22 protein-coding genes and 2 pseudogenes are annotated in these 25733 nt (G+C 33.2%); 10 read left to right on the forward strand and 14 right to left on the reverse strand.

Annotation, left to right across the window (positions count from 1 at the left end; all coding sequences use genetic code 11):
- Positions 1–260: 260 nt before the first annotated feature.
- The gene (locus tag E1J38_RS14460) at positions 261–767 is read right to left on the reverse strand and encodes a hypothetical protein (protein ID WP_133357556.1); all 507 of its coding nucleotides are present in this window, start codon (positions 765–767) and stop codon (positions 261–263) included.
- Between the two features lie 20 nt (positions 768–787).
- Positions 788–1468, reverse strand: coding sequence for a hypothetical protein (locus tag E1J38_RS14465; protein WP_133357557.1), 681 nt, complete (start codon positions 1466–1468; stop codon positions 788–790).
- Positions 1469–1750: 282 nt separating this feature from the next.
- Between E1J38_RS14465 and E1J38_RS14470 the strand changes: the two genes are divergently transcribed.
- Complete coding sequence (locus E1J38_RS14470; protein WP_255449912.1) at positions 1751–2380, forward strand: 2OG-Fe(II) oxygenase; 630 nt, start codon at positions 1751–1753, stop codon at positions 2378–2380.
- Between the two features lie 62 nt (positions 2381–2442).
- On the opposite strand, the gene E1J38_RS14475 is transcribed toward E1J38_RS14470, so the two are convergent.
- From E1J38_RS14475 to E1J38_RS14515, 9 genes are all read right to left on the reverse strand, one after another.
- A complete protein-coding gene (locus tag E1J38_RS14475) occupies positions 2443–2790 on the reverse strand; it encodes a hypothetical protein (RefSeq protein ID WP_133357558.1) in 348 nt (115 codons plus the stop codon).
- A gap of 63 nt (positions 2791–2853) precedes the next feature.
- The gene (locus E1J38_RS14480; protein ID WP_133357559.1) at positions 2854–4488 is read right to left on the reverse strand and encodes a hypothetical protein; all 1635 of its coding nucleotides are present in this window, start codon (positions 4486–4488) and stop codon (positions 2854–2856) included.
- Positions 4489–4494: 6 nt separating this feature from the next.
- Positions 4495–6153, reverse strand: a complete 1659-nt coding sequence (locus tag E1J38_RS14485; protein WP_133357560.1) for a SulP family inorganic anion transporter — start codon at positions 6151–6153, stop codon at positions 4495–4497.
- Positions 6154–6319: 166 nt separating this feature from the next.
- On the reverse strand, positions 6320–6967 hold the full coding sequence (locus tag E1J38_RS14490; protein ID WP_133357561.1) for an HAD family hydrolase: 648 nt from the start codon (positions 6965–6967) through the stop codon (positions 6320–6322).
- A gap of 9 nt (positions 6968–6976) precedes the next feature.
- Entirely contained in the window at positions 6977–7762 is a 786-nt protein-coding gene (locus E1J38_RS14495) for a carbonic anhydrase (protein WP_133357562.1), read from the reverse strand.
- 192 nt (positions 7763–7954) lie between these two features.
- A complete protein-coding gene (locus E1J38_RS14500; RefSeq protein WP_133357563.1) occupies positions 7955–11113 on the reverse strand; it encodes a cytochrome c biogenesis protein CcsA in 3159 nt (1052 codons plus the stop codon).
- Between the two features lie 99 nt (positions 11114–11212).
- Positions 11213–12709, reverse strand: a complete 1497-nt coding sequence (nrfA, locus tag E1J38_RS14505; RefSeq protein ID WP_133357564.1) for an ammonia-forming cytochrome c nitrite reductase — start codon at positions 12707–12709, stop codon at positions 11213–11215.
- 27 nt (positions 12710–12736) lie between these two features.
- The gene (gene nrfH, locus E1J38_RS14510; RefSeq protein WP_255449913.1) at positions 12737–13342 is read right to left on the reverse strand and encodes a cytochrome c nitrite reductase small subunit; all 606 of its coding nucleotides are present in this window, start codon (positions 13340–13342) and stop codon (positions 12737–12739) included.
- A gap of 239 nt (positions 13343–13581) precedes the next feature.
- Positions 13582–13953 carry a TfoX/Sxy family protein gene (locus E1J38_RS14515; protein WP_133357565.1) on the reverse strand — a complete coding sequence of 124 codons (372 nt, stop codon included), beginning with the start codon at positions 13951–13953 and terminating at the stop codon, positions 13582–13584.
- A 78-nt stretch (positions 13954–14031) separates the two neighbouring features.
- Here E1J38_RS14515 and E1J38_RS14520 point away from each other — a divergent pair, with 78 nt between their 5' ends.
- Complete coding sequence (locus E1J38_RS14520; protein WP_133357566.1) at positions 14032–14289, forward strand: DUF4212 domain-containing protein; 258 nt, start codon at positions 14032–14034, stop codon at positions 14287–14289.
- Between the two features lie 16 nt (positions 14290–14305).
- Positions 14306–16006: a sodium:solute symporter family protein gene (locus tag E1J38_RS14525; protein ID WP_133357582.1), complete on the forward strand. Its 1701-nt coding sequence runs from the start codon at positions 14306–14308 to the stop codon at positions 16004–16006.
- Between the two features lie 92 nt (positions 16007–16098).
- Here E1J38_RS14525 and E1J38_RS14530 read toward each other — a convergent pair whose 3' ends face one another.
- Together E1J38_RS14530 and E1J38_RS14535 are read right to left on the reverse strand one after the other, a co-directional pair.
- A complete protein-coding gene (locus E1J38_RS14530; RefSeq protein ID WP_133357567.1) occupies positions 16099–16989 on the reverse strand; it encodes an alpha/beta hydrolase in 891 nt (296 codons plus the stop codon).
- Between the two features lie 22 nt (positions 16990–17011).
- Positions 17012–18106 carry a heparan-alpha-glucosaminide N-acetyltransferase domain-containing protein gene (locus tag E1J38_RS14535; RefSeq protein ID WP_133357568.1) on the reverse strand — a complete coding sequence of 365 codons (1095 nt, stop codon included), beginning with the start codon at positions 18104–18106 and terminating at the stop codon, positions 17012–17014.
- A gap of 112 nt (positions 18107–18218) precedes the next feature.
- Between E1J38_RS14535 and E1J38_RS14540 the strand changes: the two are divergent.
- Both E1J38_RS14540 and E1J38_RS14545 read left to right on the forward strand, forming a co-directional pair.
- Positions 18219–18539: pseudogene (locus E1J38_RS14540) on the forward strand (acetyl-coenzyme A synthetase N-terminal domain-containing protein); the annotation flags it as partial.
- A pseudogene (locus E1J38_RS14545) lies at positions 18505–19147 on the forward strand (sodium:solute symporter family transporter); the annotation flags it as partial. The pseudogenes E1J38_RS14540 and E1J38_RS14545, both read left to right, overlap by 35 nt.
- 48 nt (positions 19148–19195) lie before the next feature.
- Here E1J38_RS14545 and E1J38_RS14550 read toward each other — a convergent pair.
- Entirely contained in the window at positions 19196–19783 is a 588-nt protein-coding gene (locus tag E1J38_RS14550) for an outer membrane beta-barrel protein (protein ID WP_133357569.1), read from the reverse strand.
- A gap of 124 nt (positions 19784–19907) precedes the next feature.
- Between E1J38_RS14550 and tgt the strand changes: the two genes are divergently transcribed.
- From tgt to dnaB, 5 genes are all read left to right on the forward strand, one after another.
- On the forward strand, positions 19908–21038 hold the full coding sequence (gene tgt / locus E1J38_RS14555; RefSeq protein ID WP_133357570.1) for a tRNA guanosine(34) transglycosylase Tgt: 1131 nt from the start codon (positions 19908–19910) through the stop codon (positions 21036–21038).
- Between the two features lie 6 nt (positions 21039–21044).
- Positions 21045–22121, forward strand: a complete 1077-nt coding sequence (locus E1J38_RS14560; RefSeq protein WP_133357571.1) for an LptF/LptG family permease — start codon at positions 21045–21047, stop codon at positions 22119–22121.
- Positions 22108–23004 carry a DMT family transporter gene (locus tag E1J38_RS14565; protein ID WP_133357572.1) on the forward strand — a complete coding sequence of 299 codons (897 nt, stop codon included), beginning with the start codon at positions 22108–22110 and terminating at the stop codon, positions 23002–23004. Before E1J38_RS14560 ends, E1J38_RS14565 begins: the two co-directional genes overlap by 14 nt.
- A gap of 67 nt (positions 23005–23071) precedes the next feature.
- Entirely contained in the window at positions 23072–24025 is a 954-nt protein-coding gene (locus E1J38_RS14570) for an acetyl-CoA carboxylase carboxyltransferase subunit alpha (RefSeq protein ID WP_133357573.1), read from the forward strand.
- Positions 24026–24191: 166 nt separating this feature from the next.
- Entirely contained in the window at positions 24192–25733 is a 1542-nt protein-coding gene (dnaB, locus tag E1J38_RS14575) for a replicative DNA helicase (protein ID WP_133357574.1), read from the forward strand.

Here is a 25733-nt window from a genome sequence, read left to right on the forward strand (position 1 = left end):
CACAAAGAAGTAGCAAAACCTGTATCACAAAACACCGTAGGTGAACCAGATTGATAGGTATCACACATTTATAGCAAGTGGCCAGGTTTATTATAGCTTATAATCATACAGATGCTGGTGACCATCGTATTTAAGAATGGATCACATATAGGATGCGGAGCAAGTTATTTAAAGGCTGTTGAAATATTGATAATCCTATCGGAATTATCAACATTCCAACACCACAGAATCATCATTATGAGATAATTAAAAATAAAATATTAACTTTGGAGAACTAGGCTAGTGCTTTTCATAGGATATGGTGTTGTGGTGCGTTGTTTTAATTCAGTTTTTAGTGAGTCAATTTTTTCGTTCAATTTTTTTATTTCTTTTTGTTGATTATCAATTTTTCTGTCCTTTTGATAATTTATATATGTAAAAACACAACCGTAAATAACACCAATTCCACCAATAATAGAAAGTATTATTTTAATATTTTTTTCGACTTTTGACCTATTGTTTGCTTTATTTATTGATTTTTCAAACGATGAATAGGACTTATGCTTTTTCATCATTTCGATTCCGTCGTAATGGATGTAAACAGAATATTTATCATCTTTTTTCGGTGTGGCCCATCCTCGCTCGATTATTTCATCACCTATTGATTCAATTAGTCGTCTGTCACTAACTCCGAAGTATTTTTCGCAAGTTGGAATCAAAACCCAATAATTATTTGGATTTTCAATCAGATGATTTAATATTTTATCAAATAATTCAGTTCTGTTCATACTGTGGTGTGGTGTCGTCTTTATTTAATTTTAAGAAAAGTGGTTTTCTCTATTTTGCATTTTTCCAATTTATCTACTTTAATCATATATCCAACAGTTGATGATATAAACCTGCCATTGTCAAAATCTAATTCCTTTTTAAGTTTTGACTGTTGAAAGTTACCTTTAATTTTAATTGTATTATAAATATTTGATGAAAGTTTTGCTCTCTCGAATGCTTCTTCAACGTCAGATTTGTAAAATTTTAACTCATCAAAAAAGTCAACTATATCCGCTATATTTTTTAATTGACTTTTTATTCCATTCACAGAAAAATATATAAGACCTTTGTAGATAGCTGGAATACTTTTTATATTAAAACTATTGTAGTGTTTATAATTGTAGCAAATTAAGGGCTCAATAAGTCCAATGCTAATTTGACAATTTAATAGTAATTCGCTTATATTATTTTCCTTATCAGCTTTTTGGATTTTTTCCAAAATTTCAAAATAAAGGTCATTTAGATATTCTATTGTATTTCCTTTATATGCAGACCGTAATTTTTTTAAAATTTCAGGTGGGTTGTTATTGTCAGGTGGGTTGTAAATTGTTTGTTCCTCATATATTCTAATCCTTTCTTTGTAGTCGTGATTTTGTCTTGCTTTTTCTAAAGCTTCAGTTCTTATTTTGTAAAGTTTCTTACAATCCTCCATTATTCTCATAAACACCACATCTTTATAGATATAACATCGTTTTAATACTTCGGTAAGCTCAGTACAAGTTAATGATATACCACTAGAAGCGAAGTTAATTTTTAAAAACCATAATATCAATGAATCTTACTAATAAAGACAGAAAAGTTATAGACAATGGCGTGTGTTACATATAATAAAATAGTTTATGAAGATGTTTTTATGCTGCAGTGCACTAAGGTTTTTAGGTGCATTTATTTTTTAATTTTCTATTAGGAAATACATTATATTTACGCACTTTTTAAAAACTATTTGGAACATTGCCATACGCTAGAGGACTGGCTTTCCTGGATGGATGCCCTTTCCTTAAATGATTATGTTATCATTGATAATTTTTTAGATTCGAGTAGGCTAAATACCTTACAATCTTTTTTTCAATTACATCTAGAGGCCTTTACAAAAGCAGGAATAGGAGCTTTGACAGATCATACCATTCGTAAAGATATTCGAGGAGATTTTACCTATTGGTTAGACAGAAAAAGAGATTCAGAATTGAATGCTATCTGGAACTTGATTGATGAAACGCTTTATATCTACAATAGGTATTGCTTTCTGGGGTTATCTGGATATGAATTTCATTTAGCACATTACCCTAAAGGCGGACATTATGATAAACACCTCGATCAATTTAATAACAGAAACAACCGTACTATAAGTGTGGTTATTTACCTAAATAAACAATGGCAAAAAGGGGATGGTGGTGAGTTAGAGATTTTCTTAAAAGATAACTCTTCTTTTTTAGTTGAACCCATAGAGGCAAGGTGCGTTATGTTTAAGAGTGCAGAAGTGCCTCATGCAGTATTGGCATCACACAAACCACGCTATAGCTTAACAGGATGGTTGTTACAACAACCATCGGCACTGGGGCAGTTTTTTGGGTAGAAATTCTGTACTTGTTTGCTTTATTGATATAATATACCTTAGACGGAAATTTTATGTCATTTTTAGTCAGCAAACCATTCCATAACTCCAGATAAAAAAAGTAAAATGGTACAAACGTGACCCAAAGCACTTATGATTATTGGTTTCCAAATAATTTGCTTTCTTTTAAAAATGGTATAAACCACTGTCAATAATAACCAAAATATTAGTGAAAACACCCAGATATTACCAGTAAAATTAATGATTGGTTCATAATAAAAGTATATTTCAAGTTCTTTGGGGTCTGGTTGATTATATCTTGGAAGTTGTCCAAGAATTAGTCCTGCATGAAAATAAAAAGCCAGTAAAGAAATACTAAAAATAAGAGGGATTATCCCAAGTCCATAAAAATATGTTTTCCAAGTTTTCATATTGGCTGTTCTTTTTTTAAAATTCTGCTAACGTCAAATGAGTTATAAATTCGTTATAAATATTTAATTATTTTGAATCACTGCTACACCCTTAAACATGAACAAATTAGGGCTTAATTTAAGTGTGTTTTTACTTGCAATGTTAATTTCATTAAGAAATACTTGTTTTGTTTTGGTATAAGGATAGGTTTCTTTGTACACTTCGCTTTTGTATTGGTAATTAAAATTTTTAAAAATAAACGGCCCTCTGTAGGTTGGAGTAAGTTGAGAGTCGTCAATATAAAGGTTATTTATGACTATAGTTTCTGGCATAAAACAAGGGTAACCAAAATTATGTTGACCCGTATTAGTGCCTGCTATAAGTTCTAATTGTTTTAGGTCTTTTTTTAAGGGTTTAAAAACACAATCCTTTATTATTATTTGTCCGTTCCAAGTACTACCATAATCTTCTCTAAGGCTTATAAAATGATGCGAATAGACGGTAGTATTTTCTACTTTAAATGTTCCAGAACCTATGATGCGTAATCCCATGTGGCCTATGTTACAGTTTTTTAGGGTGGCATTGGTGACACCTTTGTGGGCATCAAACCTAGAAAGCGTACAGTTATCTAAAACAATATTTTTACAATAGCTTGAGGCCATAATTCCCCAATAGCTTCTATTGTTAATGTCATTGGTTTGAGAGCAATTTATAAAAGACACATTAAGCGCCCTATTTACTGTAATATCGTAAGTTCCTATGGGATTCTTACCATTTTTGTAAGTTTTATGCCCTGTTAAAAGGGTGTTTTTTACAGTAACAAATGCACAGGATCTAATATGTATAAAACCAGAATAAGGTGCTCCTTGATTGCCCTCGCTAACAACAAGATGCTGTAAACCATCAATTGTAACATTGCTCCTTTTTACAACTAGGTTTCTACCATAATAATTAAATCTTGGCAAATCACTATTAGCAATAGTGGTAAAACGACCGCCTTTAATGTAAAGTGTATCCTCGTCAATGGGTTGTGCAATGGCAGAGGTTATTTGGTTGAAATCCCAAATAATGGGGGTGCTGGTATCTACATGACCTTTGGCGTTTACAACAAAAACATCGGTTTGTGAGGCTCCTTTATCTACATAATTGATACCTTTTCTAATGTAATTTTTTACTTTAGAATTTACTACGGTTATCATGGAAGGTTGAGAAAGCGTGATATCTAGTTTGGATTGATTTTTTTTAAGACTTGAAACGGACTTTATTTGAATAGGTTCAAACTTAGAACTCACCAAAAATACTGGTGTTTTTCTATTTTCTACTTGGGTATCATCAATAATAAATGCTGCTTTACCAAAATTAGTATTGGTCTTAATAATAACGGTATGTGATTTTCCTGAAATATAATAGGTGGCACTATCCTTAGTTTTAACCTGTTTATTGTGTGCATTGGCAAAGGCATGTGTAGCTGCAATGGCAATAATATCATCTGATTTTCCGTTACCAACAGCTCCAAAATCTTCGTAATTCAGAGTGCTTTTGTTTAGTAAAGATGAGGTGTCACTTGGCGTTAAATTAATATGCAAAATACCTTGTTTGTCTAAGGAAATAGATGTTTTTGAAGCATCGTATGATATAACCGCCGTATGTGATGTGTCTTGCCCGTTTATTTTAAGGGTAAAGAATAATACAGCGATTATGAGCGATAGATATTTCATAAATCATTATTGTGCTTTAAGTTTTTTCTTTAGATATATAAAGGCATCATCAATGTGTTCAAAAACATCATCTGTAGGCACTAAATCTGGAATTATATCTACCGCTTCCAACATGGCTTTGGGTTGTTCTTTTAAACCTACTAAAAGCACTTCAATGCCTTCATTATTCAAATCAAAAACAATATCTTCTAAAGCGTATAAACCTGATTGGTCCATATAAGGTACGCGGTCCATTCTTAAAATAACGGCTTTTATTTCATTGGGTAATGCTTTAATTTGGTCTTTAAAATAAGAGGTAAATCCAAAAAACAAGGCACCATATAAATGTTTGATGATGACTTTGTCTTTGTAAGTTTCGTAAAAATCAGTTTCATCTTGCCAAGGTTTATTACCATCAATATCAGCAACGGCATCTACTTCTAAACGTTGCTCGTTAATGTCACCAGATTTTTTCATAAAGAGTAAACACGCCAATGCTACACCAATACCAACAGCTTGTATTAAGCTTCCAAAGGTGGTAATGAGTAAAACCAAAATTAAGACCACGGCATCTGCTCTGGGTACTTTTAAAAGGTGTTTTAAACCTTTAAAATCTACAATTTTAAACCCAATAGGTATTAACAACCCTGCTAATACACAAAGTGGAATATGAGCTGCCAGTTGTCCCAAACCTAATAAAACAGCTAACAAGAACATACCATGCAAAATACCCGATAAGCGCGTTTTTCCACCGGCGTTAATGTTTACCACGGTGCCTTTGGTAGCACCGGCACCAGGAATGCCTCCTATGGCCGCAGCCAACATATTACCTATACCTTGGCCAATTAACTCCCTGTTACTATTATGTTTGGTTTTGGTCATATTATCAGCAATCACTGATGTAAGCAACGAATCTATACTACCAAGTACTGCAAAAACGACAGCGTATTCTATAATGATGCTGTAGGCATTGGAATCAATTTCTAAAATGCCACCTAATTGAAAGGATGGTAAACCAGAAGGGATTTCGCCAATTAAAGGGACATCTAATTTAAAAAAGAATGCAATTAATGTTGCTACAATTAGCGCTACAAGTGCACTAGGTATGGCTTTAGTTATTTTAGGAAACACAAAGTAAATTACAATGGTAATAGCACCTAAAAGGAGTGCATATAAATTGGCTTCGGAAAATAGTCTAGGAAATTCCTGAATAACTTTAACTGTAGATTTTGCAGAATCTAACCCTGCAAACGGAAAGAGTTGAAGTATGACAATAATAAGTCCTACACCGCTCATAAACCCTGAAACTACAGGGTAGGGGAAATATTTTACATAACCAGCAATGTTTAAAAACCCAAAAACAACCTGAAATAAACCACCCAGTAAAAAAGCTGCTAAGATAATGCTTAGCCCATTTTCAATACTTCCAGTCATTTGTATAGCAGTGGCAACAAGAGTTGCTGAAACCACTGTCATAGGTCCTGTTGGACCACTGGCTTGGGTTTCTGTACCGCCAAACATAGCAGCAAAAATACCCACAGCTATGGCGCCGTAGAGTCCTGCGGTTGCACCCATTCCCGATTGTACACCAAAAGCTAAAGCTAGTGGTAGCGCTACAACGCCGGCAACTAAACCACCGGTGAAATCACCTTTAAAATTTTTGATATTATAGAATCTTGAAACCATATATTGAAGTTTTATAAAGTTTGAAGATACTAAAAACAGTAGTAAACTGTTTAAGCTTTGTTGTTATGTTTTAATAATCTTTAATACCTAACTTTTTGTTATTTCCAGTAATGCCAATTAAAAGTGCTATGGTATTGAAACAAATAATAAAAAAGATACGATTGAATTACAAAATTTCAAGCAAATCTGCAGGTGTATTTATAATATGATGAGCACCTTCTTTAACAAGTTCTTCTTGATCTCTAAAGCCCCAACTAACACCAACTGAAATCATGTTAGCATTTTTAGCAACTTGAATATCTGCTCTGGTGTCTCCAACATAAACACATTCTTTAGGTGTTACATTGAGGGTTTCACAGATTTGTAGTAAGACTTTTGGATTAGGCTTTTTTAACGCTTCCTCAATTAATCCCAAAGTAGGATAAATATAATCTGGAAGCACAGCGGCAGCCACTTTTTTTGTTAAAGAGTCTTCTTTATTAGAAAGTATGGCAAGCTTAACATCTTTAGATTTTAATTCTTCTAAGAGTGATAAGATACCAGGGTATGGGTGTGTTTTATCGGTACAACAATTACTATAAATATCAAGCATTTCTTTCAAACATACATCAACAAGATTAGCCTTTTCAGGCGATTCTGGAACTGCTTTAAGTATTAAGCTCCTAACACCATGCCCCACAAAGGATTTATAGGTTTCATAATCAAAGGTGTTAAAATTACGTTTGCGCAATACCGTATTCATGGCATCGGCTATATCATAAATAGAGTTCACCAAGGTGCCATCTAAATCAAAAATAACTGCTTTGTATTTCATACATCAAAGCTAATAATTAAACTCTACAATCCTATTGTTTACAGATTGTTCGTTTCTATAATTATTAACAGGCATGTTATTTTTAAGTTTAAGAACTTCTTCAACGGAGAGTATGATAGGATGTTTAAACACTACCCAATTAACATTTTCAGTACAGGGTGGGGTGGTTAAAGACCCTCCGTAAGTATAATAGTCTTCGCTATGTTTGAATAAGTCTGAAAGATCTAACTTTTGATGAATGGTTTTGGTTTCTCCATTTTTTAGTGGTAAAAAACTTTCTAAAAATTCAAAAAGTTGACTTTCATCACCTTCTTCGCCTAAAATACCAAGAACGGTTATTTTTCCATTTTTGTTTACATGAACTAAATGGATTTCAATGGGGTAAATGACTCCGTTTATTTTATGTTCGGATGGTTCGTGAAAATGGATTTGCTTTAAAAAATAGGTGTCATTTTTATAGTGAATAGAATCTCCAGGTTCAAAATCAAACTGAATGGAGTGTCCATTATTCTCAACTTTGTCAATAAATGTTGTAGGTGAGTAATGAATTTTTAAATCAGACTTATCATGAACAGAATCTACTAGTTTGTGAATAATATTTATGGGAGACTGCCTATTACCGTCACAGTCTGAATTCTTTTCAATTTCTATCCAATGTTCAGGAGATGTTTCGCCTTCATAACTCCAATGCACTTCATTGTGGCTATGTTCTGCAATTGTTTTACTTTTTGAGTTATTACATGCTAAAGTGAATATAAATGCAATGCTCAATAGCAATTTTAGTATCGTTTTCATTTGGGCGTAGTTTTGTTTACATCACAAAATTACGTTTACACGTTCTATTAAAAACTAACCTTTGTCAGTTTTGGTGAATTACAAACAAAAATTATTAACTATAACGTTTTCTTTTTACTATTTATCTACTTCCTTATAATAAAATGAATCACAGTTGATGGTTTTTTGGTTGTTAGGGATAAACCAAAAGGGTTATGCTTTTACTTTTCTCTGCTTAACCGCAACCAAAATGGTAATTAAAACCATGCTAAAGAAAATCACGTACACGAAATTTGGAACGGGAACAGGGTCACCCGATGCATAACTATGCAAACCAGATAGGTAGTAATTTACTCCAAAAGAGGTCATTATAATAGACCAAAAAGCAAACATACTGGCTGTATTTAGGGTAAAGAAATTGTTTAGTTTAGGAACAAATCTCAAGTGTAGCACAATAGCATACACAATAATACTAATAAGTGCCCAAGTTTCTTTTGGATCCCATGCCCAATAGCGCCCCCAACTTTCATTGGCCCAAACTCCACCTAAAAAAGTTCCTATAGCCAATGTGAACAACCCAATGGTCATTGATAACTCATTAATGTATGAGAGTTCCTTTATTTTTATTTCTATAATAGACTTTGTTTTTTTGGTTTTAATCAACATAAGTAGTAGTGCCATAATTCCCAAAACGGCTGATAAGCCCAGAGGCGCATAACTACTTACAATGGTGGCTACATGTATTTTTAACCAATATGATTTTAATACAGGCATTAAATTGGTAATTTCAGGGTTTAACCAATCTAAGTAACTTACAAATAATAAAGCTCCGCTAAATAATGTAGCTAGCGGTAAGGCAAAATCTGATTTTCTAAATGTAATCAATCCGCTTAATAACAAACACCAGGCTACAAATACTAACATTTCATAACCGTTACTCCAAGGCGCATGTTGCGCTACATACCACCGTAAAATGATGTTAAATGTGAATAGTAAGAATGATATTAAGGTGAGTAATATGGAGCCATTCCAAAGTATATTTGCCAATTTTTTTTGAGAAAACATTCTAATAATAGCCATGATTAACAATACAAAACCAAGGGTGAAAAAAACTTGAAACAGCCAGAAATTAATATTGGCTTTATTATACCATAATTCGGCCTCAATACGTTCGGATGATGGGATTATAGAAGCACCTATAACTTCCTGATATTTTTTAATATAATTTAATTTCTCATAGGCTTCGTTATAGTTTCTTTTGTTGAGGTCACTGAAATAAGCTGGTAAAATAGTTTTGGCAAATCTGCCATCTTCTTCAGTAAAATCTTTAAAATCATAATTGTAACTATGCCATGTATTGTTGGTGTCTTTTTTATTAGGGAAGATTTTTAAATAATTTCCAGAGAACAAATTATACAAAATATTGAAACGCTCATCAATTTTTAAAACTTCTTTATCAAACTCGTTACGTTCTGCAGGTTTCTTTTTATTGGCATTTTCGGCAGCTTCAGAGAGTAGGTAATTACCATTATCATCAAGAAAGTTTACAAAAGCGTATAATCTGTTTTTACCAACAGGCATATTGTTTAATAAATCACCAGTTTTCTCAGTATCAGCCTTTATAATTGGTATTTGCTGCCAAACTCTAGGAGCCATATGCATGCCAAGAAACACTTGATTAACATCTAATTTTAAGACGTCTTCTTGAATGGGATATTTAAAATAGGCTTTTCGAGATATTTTTCTAATACATTCTGAGGCTAGTGTATTGATTGGTTTAATGCGTCCGTCTAAATCTTGTACTAGTAGTCTTCCAAAAATATTGGCTTGTTGTTTATCAATTTGTTGCGATTGTACTAAGGCTTCTATAGTAACCCTTGGAATACTATCTTGCTTTGTTGATGCATACAAATTTTGGAAGCCGAAAAATAAAGCTATTATGGTGGTTGCCATGGCGGCCTTCGTTTTTAGCTTTTTCAACTTTTTATTGATAATTTGAAAACGGGAATTTTTCCCAAAAAAAGTAAAACACATGCCAAGACCCATTAAAAAATACCCCATGTAAGTTACCCAAGTACCAATGCTATCATGATTAACAGACAAAACGGTACCCTGCTCGTCTGTATCATAACTGGCTTGAAAGAAGCGAAACCCTTTGTGGTCTAATACGTTATTCATAAAGATTCTGTATGGAATTTGTTTATCTCCATCTAAAATCATGACCTCGCTAGCATAGGCCGATGGACTTGAAGAACCAGGGTAACGCTCTAATTGAAAATCGTTTAGTTTTAATGAAAATGGAATTTGAATAGCTCCAGAGCCATAGGATAAAATGATTTCTAAATCATCATTAAAATTTGAAATATGCTTAATAGGTAAAAATCCTTCACGATAGAGTAGGTTGGTTTCCTGAATGGGTTCGTTATCTACTTTTATATCTACAATAAGAGCATCATCTAAAGTAGCATCATTTTCGGTTTTTGTTGCTGCCGAACTTTTAAGTTTAAAAGTACCCTTGGGGTAAAATGCGGTTGGAACAAAAGAAAAATCACCAGAACGGAACAAAGTTCTCAAAGAAATGTTTTGAAGTGTATCCTGCCTGATTTTTCCAGCTTGCTGGCTAGTCATAATAAAAAAGTCTATGGGGTGATGCGGCGACTTTATTTTAAACTGCCCATTTTCCTCATATATATTTATAATATCAAATTTGTTAGATTCAAAACCAACTTCATGCTGGTGTACCCCAATACGTTCTATTTCGCCTTTTTGCAAGTATATGGTGTTTCTTCCATCACCGGCTGTTACCACCATTTCTAAAAGAGGTTTTCCATTTACACTATCGGTTATTACTTCGGGAGCAGCATCTGCTATATAATCCTTATAAGATATACTAATTTGCTTTCCGTTAAGTTCAGTGTCAATAACAAAATGGTTATTCTCTAATGGAGAAAAGCTTAATTTTTTATGAATGGTCTTTTCTCTTTTACCATCGGTTATAGTAGCCGTTAGTAGTTTGGTGTCTGAAATAATAATGTTAGATGAAGCCCCTTCTCTAATACGCATGATACCGCTATAAGAGGTGTACCGTGTTATTCCAGCACCTAGTATAATCACTATGAATGCAATATGGAATAGGAAAATAGCCCATTTCTGTTTTCTAAAAAGTTTGTATTTAAAAATATTAAAGAAAAAGCAAATGGCTAGTCCTACCATCACAACTTCAAACCACCAAGAGTCATAAATACTAGACCAAGCTACAGCAGTTCCATAGTCGTTTTCAATAAAAGTAGCAACTGCCATAGCTATTGCAAAAACTAATAATAAAATAAGTGCTAATCCTGACGAGGAAAAGAGTTTATATATTTTGCTCATACCATATATGTCTTAAAAAAGATAATCTTTGAAGCCAAGTTCAAAGATTATCCTTTTTCAACCTTAAAAGGTTTAAAATACTATTAACTTAACTATTATTTATTGTGCTGCAGAAACTTGCTTACTACCATAAGTAGCTTCACGCTTTTTGGCTGCTTCTAACCATTTTGGAAGAAGATTTTCTTTAAACTCTTCTTTTTCTTTTGTTAGTTTTTCCATGTCTAAACCTATATATTCTTGGGCTTTTTCTTTAGATGAAAGGTCTGGCATTTCAACAGGTTTATTGTGTCCTAAATCTGCTAATAAACGTGCTAATTTTACACGGCCTTCAGTAGCTTTATCTAAGCCGCTTGCTAAAACTCTGGCTGTTTCAACAGGTGAGTGAAAAGATGCTCCATGAGCAGCTGCAGCATAATCCCAACGCCATTGGGCGTGACGAATATCCATTAAAATATCTTTCATTTGTTCTTCTGTAGCACCTAAATCCCAACATTTTTTTGCTTCAACATGCATTTTTACTAAAGCATCTTCTAGCTTTAATCTGCTTTCTGCCGCTTTTTGTTGACGTTCATATACATTTGATCTTAATTTCTCAGCTTCCTCACGGTGACAAACTTGACAAGAGTTAGCTACATTATTAAGTGGTGATTGAATATGGTGATCAGTGAATTTTTGTCCACCTTCACTTTTGTAAGGCATATGGCAATCAGCGCATGAAACACCTCTATCAGCATGTACACCTGTTAAATAGGTTTCGTAACCAGGGTGTTGTGCTTTAAGCATGGGCGCTTTACTTAACTTGTGTGTCCAGTCTTTGAAGTTCATGTCATCATAATATTTTTCCATAGCTTCAACAGACATACCATCTTTCCATGGGAATGTTAAGTAAGGTACACCTTCTTTACCGGGTGTATTTTTATTGAAGTAGTATTCTACATGACACTGTGCACAAACAAGAGAGCGCATTTCTTGATGGGTAGCTTTATTGATGTCTTTACCCATAACTTCAAAAGCTTCAACCAATGCAGGACGTGTAATTGTTAATTTCATGGTTTTAGAATCATGACAATCTGCGCAACCAATAGGGTTTACAATCTCTTCGCCTTTATCTGCCCATTTACCACTGTAGAATTCAGCAATGCCAATTTCATTCATTAAGCGAGGTACATCTGGAGATTTACAAGTCCAACAAGTGGCAGGCATGGGTCCATCACCGTTTCCTTTTGGCCCACCTGTTCTTAAAGAGTTATGGATATCTTCAACCGCATATTGATGTCCACGACCTTGGTTGTAATCTTTAGAAAATCCATAACCGGCCCAAAGTACTGCTAAACGAGTGTCTTCTTCCAACATATCTCTCATAGCATTACCACCTTGGAATGACGCAAAGTCTCCTTGTTCCGTTTGTAAAAAAGATTGATATTCAGCTGGGAAATTTTTGCCCCATTCCTCATTTCGAGGTTCGTTTTCATTAATCTCTACTTGCGGTACATACTTGTATTTAGCTTCATTTTTTCTATTTACAATGCTGGATGCGAGTAATCCTAAAAGGAAGACTACAATTACAGTAACTATAAATAATACCTTGTTTTTCATTTGTTTAATATTTGCGGGTCGTGTTAATTAATTTTTTTTGTTTATTCTATTGTCTAACCATTTTGGGATGACTGTTGTTAAAGTATCTGTTGGTATAGGAGCAATATTATTTCTAATAGTAGAAATTCCGTGAACAGTACCATGCGGTATCTCTTGATGACATTCCCAACATTTTCTCTCTGTTCTATTGGCTTTATGATCATCTATCCAACCATCGTATTTAGTTTGTGTAACTTGTTGCACATGACAGCGAATGCAATTGTTTTGAACTACTTCTTGAGAAGCTTCTCTCATAAACATTACTTCAGGCTCCATCCTAGCTGTAAAAATGGAAGCATGAAACAATCCGTCTTTTGCCTTAAAATAATATTTATTGAAAGTGTTATCATGTGGTACATGACAATCGTTACAATTGGCATATTCTCTGTGAGAACTATGCATCCAACTATTGTACATAGGTGTCATAACATGGCAATTAACACAAGCTTCTGGTTTGTTGGACATATATGAAACTAATGACGCTTCCTTGGCCATAAAAAAGCCCAAACCTACAAGTGATGCAATCATTACAACAGCTACAGGGCGCCATCTAGACCCTTTATTGGGGAGAATTTCTTTTTTCTTCAGGTTCAAGTGTATATCTTTTAAAGAGTTTTATGTCTTAAATATTGCTGCTTCAAAAATACATTTAGGACAACTAATAAAAACTAACATTTATCATGTTTGAGTTTATACTTTTATTTTAGTAATAATTTAAAACAATTCTAAATAAAAGACATAAAACTCCTTTAATGTAAAATATTATTATGATTAAAAAAAGGAATCAGTAATTATTGATATTTTCTTAATAGTTACTTAAAAAAGAAATGGGGTTATTGTTTCTTTTTTCTTGGTTTACTAGCCTTAGCCAAAGGATTAAATGTGATACATAAATCTAGCCAATAGCTTAAATCGTCTTCAGAATCAAAGCCTTCTGGAGTCACAAATATATAGCCCTTCATAGGGCGTCCTGTAAAATCCATAGGTAAACAACATGGTTTTTCAAGTTCCTTTTTATAAACATCCTCACCAATACGAGCCATTAATAAGCTGTCTCCATATTTTTTATCAATGTGAATACCACAAAGCATTTTATTATCTAATTTAAACAATAAGCCACCCATCATTTTTTGATCAGTAAAATTCACCCTTTTTTCTTTTAGTTGATTTCTAATACGGTCTGCTAAATATTCGTCGTATGCCATGTTATAAACAATAGATTGATTTAAACTTGTGGTATTAAAAATACGTTTTTATATATTTAAAGTCTTAACCAACTAAAAATGACTAAAAAAAATAAGGCAAAAGCCTATTGGAAAGAAAACATTAGATATGTTCTAATGCTACTAGCTATCTGGTTTTTGGTTTCCTATGGGGCTGGAATATTATTTAAAGACGAATTAAATACCATTAAGGTTGCAGGATTTAAATTGGGGTTTTGGTTTGCACAACAAGGCTCTATGTATGTATTTGTAATCCTCATTTTTGTGTATGTACGACTTATGAATAAACTCGATAAAAAGTACGGCTATGACAATTAGTTATTTAATTACTGCCATAGGCGTTCAAGATTGGACCTACATTTTAGTGGGACTAACTTTTGCATTATACATTGGTATTGCCATTTGGTCAAGAGCAAATTCTACAAAAGATTTTTATGTTGCTGGTGGAGGTGTATCACCTTGGGCCAATGGAATGGCTACTGCCGCAGATTGGATGAGCGCCGCATCCTTTATCTCAATGGCTGGTATCATTTCTTTTGCCGGTTATGACGGTGCTGTATATTTAATGGGATGGACCGGTGGTTATGTATTATTAGCTTTATTGTTGGCACCCTATTTACGAAAGTTTGGAAAATTTACAGTACCCGATTTTATTGGAGATAGATATTATTCAAAAACAGCACGTATAGTGGCTGTTTTTTGTGCCTTGCTTGTTTCTTTTACATATGTTGCTGGACAAATGCGTGGGGTAGGTATTGTATTTTCTAGGTTTTTAGAGGTTGATATTAATACAGGTGTCATCATTGGGATGTTTATTGTACTGTTTTATGCCGTTTTAGGAGGTATGAAAGGTATTACTTATACACAGGTGGCACAATATTGTGTGCTAATTTTTGCGTTTATGGTGCCGGCCATTTTTATATCATTTCAAATGACAGGGAATCCAATTCCTCAATTTGGATTTGGTTCTGAATTAATAGATGGTTCAGGATATTTATTAGACAAACTAGATGGATTGAGTACAGCATTAGGTTTCAACGAATATACCGAAGGTTCTAAGTCAACTATCGATGTTTTTGCCATTACATTGGCACTTATGGTTGGTACTGCCGGATTACCACACGTTATTGTTAGATTTTTTACTGTAAAGCGGGTTAGAGATGCACGTAAATCTGCAGGAATAGCTTTGTTACTCATTGTTTTGCTGTATACAACTGCTCCGGCTGTAGCGGTTTTTGCTAGAACAAATATGATAGAAACGGTTTCTAATAAGCCGTATGAGAATATGCCAGAATGGTTTAAGAAATGGGAAACTACTGGACTCATAAGATTTGAAGATAAAAATGATGATGGTAATATTCAATATGTAGCTGATGAAATAAACAATGAACTAACAGTTGATAGAGACATCATGGTACTTGCCAATCCCGAAATTGCGAGACTACCAAATTGGGTTATTGCTTTAGTAGCGGCAGGAGGTTTAGCAGCTGCTTTATCAACAGCAGCGGGATTATTATTAGTGATTTCGGCATCGGTTTCACATGATTTAATTAAAAAAGTTATTAAACCCTCCATTTCTGAAAAAGGAGAGTTGATGGCAGCTCGCTTATCGGCAGTTGGAGCAGTTGTAGTAGCTGGTTATTATGGTATACACCCACCTGGTTTTGTGGCGGCAGTAGTAGCTTTAGCTTTTGGTTTGGCGGCAGCTTCGTTCTTTCCTGCCATTATTTTAGGAATCTTTTACAAACGTATGAATAAAGAAGGTGCTGTTGCAGGTATGGTGGTTGGTATTTTAGCAATGCTGCTTTATATGATAAAATATAAATTAGGTTGGTTTGATGATACCATACCCGATAAAAGTGAATGGTGGTTTGGAATCTCACCAGAAGGGTTTGGAACTGTTGCCATGGTATTAAATTTTATAGTATCTATTACTATAATGAAATTTACAAAAGCGCCTCCTGAAGAGGTTCAGGAAATTGTAGAGAACATTAGGATACCTAGTGGAGCTAGTAATGTTATTAAGCAACATTAAACAATTATATTTTGTCCGTAATTGATAATCACATTTAGCTTCGTACAAACTAAGTTCTTTAAGTGATGTTTTATCATTTAATATTAAATGAGCTAAAAGCCTAAAATGCGTTCGGTTTGTCTAATGTTATTGTCTATAATATCATTATTCAGAAAATCCAATATATCGTTGAAATGATTATGCATGGGAGCACTTGATCTTTGATGTGGTTCTGCAACAATCGATGTTAAGAAATAGCTCTTACCAAGTCCTTTTAAACGGTCTGCAATGGCTCGAGAACCGTACAAAAGTAAATAGCCAGTATCTTCTTCCTCACAAAAATGATGAGCTGCAATGTAATAAGGCACTAAGTTGTCATTGGTTCCATGAAATAGTTGCGTGGGTATTGCTGTAGAGGTATTAATATTTTCAAGAGATATTACAGCACCAGTTAAGCTTATAACTCCACCAAATTTGTAATGTTTAGGTAAGATATCATTATCATAAACATAAACCAGATTTAAGATAGCCTCGGCTCCAGAACTGTTACCTGCTAAAACTATGTTATTTGTATTTATTTTTAAGTTTTTACTATTTTTTATTAAGAATTTAGCAGCGTAACTAATGTCCTCTGAAGCTCTATTGAACGCTTTTAATTTCTCTTTAACCTTTACATTGCAACCCAGCCCTTTGTTTTTCATTGTTAATCTATACGAAATTGAGGCTACTGGAAAACCATGTTCTGCTAGTTTATTGCAAAATTCAACAGTATGAGATTCGTTTCTTGAACCACTAGCAAAACCTCCTCCATGCACGTAAATGAGTATCGGTTTTGAATCATTGAAATATTTAGGTTTGTATAAATCTAATTTTAAAGTATCTTTTTTAATTACTTTATAGACGTGAGTAGAACTGGTAACGGCATTAAGACTATCAGTAGAGTGTATTTGTGAAAAACTAATTTGAAATACAGAAACGATGATAAGTGTTTGTAAAATTTTCATAACTACATAGTCGAAACAAGTACTAATTACTTTTCACTTTATCAATTAAAAATTTTATTTTAGAATATAAAAAAGCATTAGTTTTTGCATAATAAAAGGCAATTACACAAACAAACATTATAAAAAGTATAGCACCAATAATAGCTTCTTGAGGGTTTAAAACTTTACTTAAATATCTTTTTAACCCATAACCTGTAAAGCTACCGAACAACAAAATAAAGTGAAATACATAAATGGAAAGTGTTTTTTGTCCAATTTTTGTAATGAACGAAGCTTTAAAAAACCGTTCTAAGCTATAAAACAAACCAAATAATACCAGAACATTACCAAATCGGGTAAATAAATAATTATAATTGGCACTCTCATAAAATAATTCTATGCCTGTAAAGTAGAAAAGTTTATTTAAAAACCACGAAGAATGATAAATAAGAAAATAACCCACCATAAAAAAAACAATTATGGTTAACAGTTTAAATTTATACCTGTGTACATGTCTAAAAAAAACAGTTGCTGTAAATGCACCAAATGCAGAATAACCAAACCATGGTAGTATAGTAAAAACTGAACCATTAGTTTTTGAAAAGTAGTTTGCTAATACAAAAGGGATATGATTTAAACTTAAACTTCTATAAAGTGGTTCAGTTAAAAAACACATAAATCCAATAGTAAATAAAACCATTGAAAATAAATAACTGTATTTTCTTAAAAGAACATGTAATGCTATCAAAAGAATTAAAGAAACACCAATACACTGCAACACATCAACTACAAGAAAATTGGTACTAAATTTCCCAGAGAACCAACTCAAAAAATTAATACGTAGCACGTAACCAGTAAAAATAAGAAATAGTGCTCTTAGTAGGCCTTTTTTAATTCGGGGTTTGTCATCATTTTTAGCAAACGCCTTTAGAAGCAAATAGGTAAATACTAATCCAGAAATAGTAAAAAACACAGGTGCAGTGATACCTCTAAAGTATTGCCAAATGTTGTAGGTAATGTTAGTATCATCTCTGTAAATAGGATTTAAAAGGGTATCAATGAAGTGCCCTTGAAGCATCATCAAAATTGCAAAAGCCCTAACAGCATCAATAAAGTACAACCTGTTTGTTTTATGCATAGTAACAAGAAGAAAAATAAATATAGGTTTAAAAATTTAAACTAACTCTCTTAGATCTATAAATTTTAGATGAATTTATTATTTTAGACAATCACAATTAATCATCTAACTAATGAGTAACTATCACATTAAACATTTAGAAGAATATTACCAAGTTTATAGAAAATCTGTTAGGGATCCAGAAAGTTTTTGGGAAGAAGTAGCAGAAGAACATTTTTTATGGTACAAAAAATGGGATAAAGTTTTACATTGGGATTTTACTAAGCCAGAAGTAAAATGGTTTGAGGGAGCTAAACTAAATATTACAGTTAACTGTATTGACAGACATTTAACAACAAATGTAAATAAAACGGCTATTTTATTTGAACCTAATAATCCAGAGGAAGAGGCGCAGCATATTACCTACAGACAACTACATAAAAGAGTTTGCCAATCCTGAATTGCGAGACTACCAAATTGGGTTATTGCTTTAGTAGCGGCAAGAGGTTTAGCAGCTGCTTTATCAACAGCAGCGGGATTATTACTAGTGATTTCGGCATCGGTTTCACATGATTTAATTTAAAAAGTAATTAAACCCTCCATTTCTGAAAAAGGAGAGTTGATGGCAGCTCGGTTATCGGCAGTTGGAGCAGTTTTAGTAGCTGGTTATTATGGTATATACCCACCTGGTTTTGTGGCGGCAGTAGTAGCTTTAGCTTTTGGTTTGGCGGCAGCTTCGTTCTTTCCTGCTATTATTTTAGGAATCTATATAAACGTATGAATAAAGAAGGTGCTGTTGCAGATATGGTGGTTGGTATTTTAGCAATGCTGCTTTATATGATAAAATATAAATTAGGTTGGTTTGATGATACAATACCCGATAAAAGTGAATGGTGGTTTGGAATCTCACCAGAAGGGTTTGGAACTGTTGCCATGGTATTAAATTTTATAGTATCTATTACTATAATGAAATTTACAAAAGCGCCTCCTGAAGAGGTTCAGGAAATTGTAGAGAACATCAGGATACCTAGTGGAGCTGGTGAAGCTATTAATCATAAATAAAAAGAGGTCGTAAATATTACGACCTCTATATGTATGCGTTGGGCTAAATTAGAGAATGAAAGATAAGCTCAAAATGAGTTGGTCTGGTCTTGTGTCTAACCTATCCTCAATGTTGTTGATGTTATTATTTAAAAATGTGGCTTCGTTATTGTTAAACCCTCTTTCATATCTAACATCAATACCTATTTTATTTAAGTTTAGTCCTATTCCAAAGTTTAAGCCAACTGAAAAGTCGTTTTCAATATTGTTAATAGAAATGTTGTCAAATTCAGAATCTAAAATGAACTGTAATGATGGTCCGCCAAAAACACTTAAAGGGCCTATAACCTTAGCGCCAACTAACAAGGGAACATCAATTTTTTGCATTTTAAAAGTGTCATCGTTATAATCACTTTTTGTACTAGTGAAAACAGCCTCAGGTTTAAAATATATTTTGTTCCCAACCTTTCCAAAAAGTCCAAAGTGGTACCCAATATTTCTGTCGGGATGTTTAGCATTTTCACCTACCGAATCAAAATAGTTCCCATTAGCATTATAGTTTAAACCAGCTTTAAAACCAAACCCGGTTGCTGTTTGTGCTTTGGTTGTAGCAGTTAGAAGTAACGCAAATAATGCGATTAAAAATACATTTCTCATAATTGTTCGTTTTTAAGATTTGTTTAACATTATCAAAAACGCTGCCAAAACTAAATTATTTTCTTTTTAATACAAACGTTATCATTTTTCAGTTAAGTATATTTGCCCATTGAATATATAATAGATGAAGTTTCAGCTTAAAGCACAAGACAGCCAAAGTAAAGCCAGGGCAGGAATAATAACTACCGATCATGGACATATTGAAACTCCTATTTTTATGCCTGTTGGTACAGTTGCAACCGTAAAGGGAGTGCATCAACGAGAGTTGAAAGAAGATATTAATCCTGATATTATTTTAGGTAACACATACCATTTATACTTGCGTCCGCAAACCGACATTATTGAAAAAGCAGGAGGGCTTCATAAGTTCATGAATTGGGATAGAAATATTCTAACCGATTCTGGTGGTTATCAAGTGTATTCCCTTTCTGCAAACAGAAAAATTAAGGAAGAGGGGGTTAAATTTAAGTCGCACATAGATGGAAGTTACCACATTTTCACTCCTGAAAACGTCATGGAAATTCAAAGAAGTATTGGGGCAGACATTATTATGGCTTTTGATGAATGTACTCCTTACCCTTGTGATTACAATTATGCTAAACGTTCTATGCATATGACGCATAGATGGTTAGATAGATGTATCAGTCATTTAGAAAAAACACCTCTAAAATACGATTATAGTCAAGCGTTTTTCCCAATTGTTCAAGGTAGTACTTACAAAGACTTACGTATCCAGTCAGCCGAATATATTGCCAATACCGGAGCGGTTGGAAATGCTATTGGAGGCTTATCGGTTGGAGAACCTGCCGAAGAAATGTATGCTATGACCGAGGTTGTTTGTGGTGTTTTACCAGAAGATAAACCTAGGTATTTAATGGGAGTTGGTACACCAATCAATATTTTAGAAAATATTGCGTTAGGTATAGATATGTTTGATTGTGTTATGCCAACGCGTAATGCCAGAAACGGTATGTTGTTTACGGCTCATGGTACTATAAATATTAAAAACAAGAAGTGGGAAGATGATTTTTCGCCCATTGATGACATGGGCATTACTTTTGTAGATACAGAGTATAGCAAAGCCTATTTGCGTCATTTGTTTTCTGTTAATGAATTATTAGGTAAACAAATAGCTACCATCCATAATTTAGGTTTTTATTTGTGGTTGGTTAGAGAAGCTAGAAAACATATATTAGCTGGAGATTTTAAAACTTGGAAGGACACCATGGTGAAGCAAATGGATAAACGTTTGTAATAGTAAATGAAGATATTAGATTGGTACATATTAAAACGATATTTGCTCACTTTTTCAACAATGCTGTTATTATTTATACCTATAATGATAACGGTACATTTAGCGGAAAAGATTGGTAAAATTCTTGAAAATGAAGTGCCTTTATCAGAAGTTTTGATATACTTTTTAGATTTTACAATCTATTTTACACATTTATTATTTCCGTTATTTTTATTTATATCAGTTATTTGGTTTACTTCAAAACTTGCAAATAATACTGAAGTAATTGCCTTTTTAAGTTCAGGGGTTTCTTTTACTCGTTTTTTAAGACCCTATTTAATAGGAGCTTGTCTCATAGCCATTTTCTCTATGGTATTGGGTATGTATTTGGCTCCCAAAGCAAGCGAAGGTTTTAATGATTTTACTTATAAATATTTAAAGAAGGGTAGGAAAGCAGTTGATAATATTAATGTATTCAGAAAAATAAATGACAATGATATTATTTATGTGAGCAGTTTTGATATGAAAACTAATAAAGGCTTTAATTTTACATTAGAGCACTTTAAAGACAATAAGCTTGTGTATAAAATAACTGCCGATAATATTAGATATATTGAAGAAGACACAACGTATAGGTTAACAAATTATATTAAAAGAAAAATCCTTGATGATGAAGATGAATTAGAGAGTATAAGAACCAAGGATACACTTTTTGATTTCACGGTTAAGGACCTAACACCTCCTAAATATGCTGCCGAAGTTTTAAGCTACGGAGATTTAACAAAATTCATCAAAGAAGAAGAAGCTCGGGGTTCCTCAGAAGTAGGGCGATTTAAATTGGTTTTGTATCGTAAGTGGAGCTTACCAGTTTCAGTTTTTATTTTAACTATTATAGCTGTTGCGGTGTCTTCAATAAAAAGAAGAGGAGGTATGGGTGTTAATTTAGCCTTAGGTATTTGTATTGCAATGGTTTTTGTTTTTTTCGATAAGGTTTTTGGTGTTATGGCAGAACAATCAGACTTTTCTCCCGCAGTAGCTGCCTGGTTTCCTAACACGCTTTTTGGTATCTTAGCTATTTACCTTTTAAATAATGCCAAACGCTAAACTCAAAAATTATCTTCATTTACATTTTTTAGTTTTTATAGCTGGTTTTACGGCTATTTTAGGTGAGTTAATTTCAATTGCTGCTATTCCTTTAGTTTGGTTTAGAATGTTTATGGCCTCAATTTTAATGTTCTTTTACATTAAAGTGGCAAAAGTTAAAATAAGAATCAAACCTAAGTCCATTTTAAAATTATCTGTTGCAGGCATTATAATTGCGGCTCATTGGATTTGTTTTTTTGGTGCTATTGATGAGGCTAATATTTCCATAGCTTTGGCTATGTTTTCAACGGGAGCATTTTTTGCATCTTTCATAGAACCCATTATTTACAAACGAAAAATAATTTGGTATGAAATTGTTTTCGGAATCATTGTGATTATTGGTGTTTTTATTATCACGCAAAGCGAAATAAAGTATCTCACAGGAATTATTTTGGGTATATTGTCAGCATTCTTTTCATCGCTATTTGCTGTATTAAATGGTAGTTTTTTAAGGCAACACACCGCTACGGTAATTTCGTTTTATGAATTTCTAAGTGGTGTTTTTTTTATAACATTATTTCTGATTTTTTCTACTGATGGTTTTAGTCAAGAATTTTTTAATTTAAGCAGAATGGATTTTATTTATTTATTCATTTTAGCATCAGTTTGTACTGCTTATGCATTTATAGCATCAGTATATGTAATGAAATTAATTAGCCCTTACACAGTTGTGTTAACATATAATTTAGAACCTATATACGGAATATTAATGGCTATACTCTTGTTTCCAGAGAAAGAAAAAATGAGTAACTCATTTTACTATGGGGCCATTATTATAATAGTAACAGTATTATTAAATGGGATACTTAAAAACTCCAAAAAACTAAAAAGTAAATATTCTTAAGGCTTAATCAAGATTAAAGTTTTTATATTTGTAGCCTAACCAAAATTAATAGCCAAAAGGAATTCTTATGGAATATTTAGAATTTGAACTCCCCATAAAAGAACTAGAAGAACAACTTCAAAAATGTAAGGTCATTGGAGAGGAAAGTGAAGTTGATGTCACTGAGACTTGTGAGCAAATTGAAAAGAAATTAAAAGCTACCCAAAAAGATATTTACAAAAAGCTAACCCCTTGGCAGCGTGTTCAGTTATCCCGTCACCCTAACAGACCATATACTTTAGATTATATTAAAGCTATTTGTGGTGATACTTTTTTAGAGTTACACGGAGACAGAAACTTTAAAGATGATAAAGCCATGATTGGTGGTTTGGGAAAAATAGGCGACCAGAGTTTTATGTTCATTGGCCAGCAGAAAGGATATAATACCAAAACTAGACAGTACAGAAATTTTGGAATGGCAAATCCAGAAGGTTACCGTAAAGCATTGCGCTTGATGAAAATGGCAGAGAAGTTTGGTATACCTGTGGTAACACTTTTAGATACTCCAGGAGCCTATCCCGGTTTAGAAGCAGAAGAGCGTGGGCAAGGAGAAGCTATAGCTAGAAATATTCTTGAAATGACAAGATTAGAAGTGCCTATTATAACCATTGTTATTGGAGAAGGAGCTTCTGGTGGCGCTTTAGGAATTGGAGTTGGAGACGTGGTTTTAATGCTTGAAAATACTTGGTATTCTGTAATTTCTCCAGAGTCTTGTTCTTCTATTTTGTGGCGCAGTTGGGAGTATAAGGAACAAGCAGCAGAAGCTTTAAAGTTGACTGCTACTGATATGAAAAAACTAAAATTAGTTGATCAAATTATTAAAGAACCGCTTGGAGGAGCGCATAGAGATAAAGAAAAAACATTTGCATCAGTGAGTAGTACAATTGTAAAGACTTATGAGTCTTTAAAAAACTTATCACCAAAAGAATTGGTTGCTAAACGTATGGATAAATATGCCAATATGGGTGTATTTAAAGGCTAATCCTTTTAAAACCAAAGAACACAAAATCTGGAGTTAAACACTTCAGGTTTTTTTATGCTTATTCACAATATAATTAAGTTATTAACAGTTAAATTGTTAACTGTTAGTTGAAATCGATTTTTACCTCATTGTAATTTCAATCTTCTTTTTAATTACTTTCGTAGCTATGAAACAACCTAACCAAATTCAAGGATATAAAGTAGATAAAAGTACCCTAATCAGTCTGGAGAAAGGAAAAATACCTCCACAAGCTATTGATTTAGAGGAAGTTGTGTTGGGTGCAATGATGATTGATAAGAAGGGAGTTGACGAAGTAATAGATATTTTAAGCCCTGATGCATTCTACAAAGAAGCACACCAACATATTTTTGAAGCTATTTTTGAGTTGTTTGAAAATAGTGAGCCCATTGACTTATTAACCGTTTCAACGCAATTAAAGAAGAATGCAAAATTGGAAATGGTTGGCGGTGATTTTTATCTCATTTCTTTAACACAAAAAGTATCCTCTTCTGCGCATATTGAGTTTCATGCACGCATTATTTTACAAAAGTTTATCCAGCGTAGTTTAATTAAGATTTCTAGTGAAATTATTGAAGATTCTTATGATGAAACCAAAGATGTTTTTGACTTATTGGATAAGGCCGAAGCTAAACTATATGAAGTTACACAGGGCAACATAAAAAAGTCTAGTGAATCTGCGCAAGATTTGGTAATTCAGGCAAAAAAGAAGATTGAAGAAATTTCTAATAAAGAAGGGTTAAGCGGAATTCCAACAGGATTTAATAAATTAGATAAATTAACCTCAGGGTGGCAACCTTCAGATTTAATTATTGTAGCGGCACGTCCTGGTATGGGTAAAACAGCATTAACGCTTTCTATGGCCAGAAATATTGCTGTTGATCAAAATATTCCGGTGGCCTTCTTTTCTTTAGAGATGTCATCGGTACAGTTAATTACACGTTTAATTTCTAGTGAAACTGGGTTATCTTCTGAAAAACTTCGAACAGGTAAATTGGAAAAACATGAATGGGAGCAATTAAATGTAAAAGTGAAAGGATTAGAAAAAGCTCCACTTTTTATTGATGATACCCCATCACTATCTATTTTCGATTTAAGAGCAAAAGCACGTCGTTTATCCTCTCAACATGATATAAAATTAATCATGATTGATTACTTACAACTTATGACGGGTGGTAGTTCAACTACTGGCAACAGGGAACAGGAAATATCTATGATATCCCGTAATTTAAAAGCGTTGGCAAAAGAGCTTAATGTTCCAGTAATAGCATTATCTCAGTTATCACGTGCCGTTGAAACTAGAGGAGGTAGTAAGCGCCCATTACTATCAGATTTACGTGAGTCTGGAGCCATTGAACAGGATGCAGATATTGTGAGTTTTATATACAGACCAGAATACTACAAAATTGATGAATGGGATGATGAAGAACGCTCACCAACTGAAGGACAAGCTGAATTTATAATAGCAAAACACAGAAATGGTGGTCTGGATAATATCAGATTAAAATTCATTGGGCATCTTGGTAAATTTGATAACTTAGATGATTTTGATTCACCTTTTGAGTTTCATTCAAAAATGAACGCTGCCGCTAATGATGATACTTTTAAACCAGATAATTTTACCGCAAGTCCAGATCAGGCATTTGGTAGTTCGTTTAATGAAGATGATGATAACGAGGTGCCATTCTAG

The organism is Seonamhaeicola sediminis, assembly GCF_004358095.2.
Lineage (GTDB): Bacteria > Bacteroidota > Bacteroidia > Flavobacteriales > Flavobacteriaceae > Seonamhaeicola > Seonamhaeicola sediminis.